Source organism: Selenomonadales bacterium, from assembly GCA_017442105.1.
GTDB lineage: Bacteria > Bacillota > Negativicutes > RGIG982 > RGIG982 > RGIG982.
Genome location: JAFSAX010000132.1, coordinates 1 through 2,634 on the forward strand (window position 1 = coordinate 1; position 2,634 = coordinate 2,634).

A 2,634-nucleotide genomic window follows, 5' to 3' on the forward strand; every position below is an offset into this window, starting at 1 on the left:
AGATGATATTTGCAGTTCCATTGCGTGTGTGCTAAACTATGTCTGTCATTCATTTGACGTCGCTCCTTTTGATATAATTTCTAAGCTGCTAGGCCTAGTAGCATTATATCAAAAGGAGCTTTTGTGTTTTACGCATAGCTATAAGCTTTACGGAACCCCACGCCTAGCGCGGGGTTTTCGATATACAAAAAAGAACGAACCCGAAGGTTCGTCCTTTATTTAGCATATCTTATTTCAAAGCGTCTGCCAAAGCTGCGTTCGTACCGCGAGTTGCGTTTGCACTTGCTTCGAACAAAGCTTTTTCTTCATCGTTGAGGTCATATTCAACGATAGCTTCAACACCGTTAGTACCCAATACTACCGGTACGCCGATGCAGATATCTTCCTGGCCATATTCGCCTTCGAGATATACGCTGCACGGAACGAGTTTACGTTCGTTGCGAACGATCGCTTTAACGACCATTGCACCAGCTGCACCCGGAGCATACCAAGCGCTCGTGCCGAGAAGGCCCGTAAGCGTAGCACCGCCGACCATCGTAGCTTTTACGATTTCGTCGATTTTTTCTGCCGGGAGGAGTTCGCTGATAGCGCGACCATTGTACGTAGCGAAACGGTGAAGCGGAATCATCGTTTTGTCGCCGTGACCGCCGATTACGAAGCCGTCAACTTCTGCCGGATGTACGCCCAATGCCTGGCTGATGTAGTATCTGAAACGGTTGCTGTCGAGCATACCGCCCATACCGATGATGCGGTTTTTCGGAACGCCGCTAGCTTTCAATGCGAGATAAGTCATCGTATCCATCGGGTTGGAGATGATAACGAAGATAGCTTCCGGAGAATGTTCGAGAATGCTGCTTACTACGCTTTTAACGATACCGGCATTAACACCGATCAATTCTTCACGAGTCATACCCGGTTTACGCGGAATACCGGAAGTAACAACTACTACGGAAGAACCAGCCGTTGCAGCATAATCATTCGTAACACCTACTACAGTGCTGCGGAGATTGAGCATGTTAGCCGTCTGCATCATGTCCATAGCTTTACCTTCGGACACACCTTGTTTAATATCGAGCAATACGATTTCATCTGCAACTTCCTGTGCCAAGAGCACGTTTGCACAAGTTGCACCTACGTTACCTGCACCAACAACAGTAACTTTCATTTTAAAAATACCCCCTTCATTTATATAAGAACATATGTTCTCATTGACATAAAACGCCCGTTTACGGAGCTGTCCATATCTAACATAAATCTTATCATAAACCGAGCGAATAATCAACAAACTTTTCTATGTATACAATAAAATATTATCATCTCACATATTATGCACTCGTTTGGCAATCCTAATAAAGCCCCGACACTTACAAAAAAGGAGGAATCATATGTCTATTTTTGAGCGATTCAACGAAGAAACGCGCGAATTCTTCCAAAACATCATGGACAAAGAGCCTCTTAACTATCTTGAAGCCTCGGGTCTTTACGGCGTCATCGCACAAGGCCGCTACAACGTATCCGTCCTCGAAACGCTCTACAACCACGCGCAGAATGCCGAACTCAAGCACCTCATTAAACAGGCGCAGGATTCCTTGACCAAATCCCTCATCAACCGTTCGGAAGACCTTCTCCAAGAAAGCGGCGGCAAGATCCCGTCTGTCACCTTCCCGCGCCGTACCCTTCACAAGGCACCGCTCGAAATACACCCCGATGCACGCCTGACCGATGCCGAAGTCGCTATCGCCATCGGCTCTATCGCCAAAGCATCTCAGCTCGCCATGCTCGCCGCACTTCACCAGTCGTACCAAGTCGAAGTCGCACTCATGTATCGTACACTTTTAAACGACGGCCTCGACTGGGATTATCGCCTCTTACAGCTCATGCTCAAAAACGGCTGGCTCCCAAAACTGCACAAAGTCGTCAACTGATACAAAATAAAAAGAAGCGATCCTAAAAGGTCGCTTCTTTTTATCATTCTTACTGTTCTTCGAACATATCTTTACCTACGCTGCAAAGCGGGCAAACCCAATCTTCCGGAACGTCAGCCCAAGCCGTGCCTGCTGCTACGCCGTTGTCTTCGTCGCCAACTGCTACATCGTATACATAACCGCATACTGTGCATACCCAAGTCATTTTCGTTCACCTTCTTTCTTCTCTGTTATATCTACACTCTTATTATACCGAAAAAATCCTACTTATACAACTATATTTCATGCGCACGGAAAAAATCATAGACAGCTTGTGCCGCCGCACTGTTCATGCCGTCTGCCTGTGCCAGTTCTTCTACGCTTGCCGAGCGCATCGCATCGATACTGCCGAACGCTTTCCAGAGTGCTTGTCTGCGTTTGGGGCCGATGCCGACAATGTGGTCAAGCACCGACTGCATATTGCGTTTAGCGCGCAGGTTGCGATGGTACGTGATAGCAAAGCGGTGCGCTTCGTCGCGTATCTGCTGCATGAGATAGAGCGACTGTGAATGACGCGGCAGGATAACAGGGTCGGATTCGCCTTCGCGGAACACATACTCGAACTGCTTGGCAAGGCCGACGACAGGCACGTCTGTAAGGCCGACACCGCGGATGACCTTGAGTGCGCTCGAGAGCTGGCCTTTCCCACCGTCGATAACGATCAGGTCGG

General features: G+C 48.3%; 4 protein-coding genes. 1 reads left to right on the forward strand and 3 read right to left on the reverse strand.

Going from position 1 to position 2,634, the window contains the following annotated elements:
- Nucleotides 1-229: 229 nt before the first annotated feature.
- Nucleotides 230-1,165: a malate dehydrogenase gene (locus tag IJN28_05090; GenBank protein MBQ6713142.1), complete on the reverse strand. Its 936-nt coding sequence runs from the start codon at nt 1,163-1,165 to the stop codon at nt 230-232.
- A 220-nt stretch (nt 1,166-1,385) separates the two neighbouring features.
- Here IJN28_05090 and IJN28_05095 point away from each other — a divergent pair, with 220 nt between their 5' ends.
- Nucleotides 1,386-1,925 (forward strand): DUF3231 family protein, encoded by a 540-nt coding sequence (locus IJN28_05095; protein MBQ6713143.1) that lies wholly within the window; start codon nt 1,386-1,388, stop codon nt 1,923-1,925.
- Between the two features lie 49 nt (nt 1,926-1,974).
- Here the strand turns inward: IJN28_05095 and IJN28_05100 are convergent, their stop codons facing one another.
- Together IJN28_05100 and IJN28_05105 are read right to left on the reverse strand one after the other, a co-directional pair.
- Nucleotides 1,975-2,130 (reverse strand): rubredoxin, encoded by a 156-nt coding sequence (locus IJN28_05100; GenBank protein MBQ6713144.1) that lies wholly within the window; start codon nt 2,128-2,130, stop codon nt 1,975-1,977.
- A 70-nt stretch (nt 2,131-2,200) separates the two neighbouring features.
- A partial coding sequence (locus IJN28_05105) for an excinuclease ABC subunit C (GenBank protein MBQ6713145.1) occupies nt 2,201-2,634 on the reverse strand: 434 nt, incomplete at its 5' end.

Coding starts and splice junctions, on each gene's coding strand:
- IJN28_05090 (MBQ6713142.1), bottom strand. CDS start 1,165: ATGAAAGTTACTGTTGTTGGTGCAGGTAACGTAGGTGCAACTTGTGCA.
- IJN28_05095 (MBQ6713143.1), top strand. CDS start 1,386: ATGTCTATTTTTGAGCGATTCAACGAAGAAACGCGCGAATTCTTCCAA.
- IJN28_05100 (MBQ6713144.1), bottom strand. CDS start 2,130: ATGACTTGGGTATGCACAGTATGCGGTTATGTATACGATGTAGCAGTT.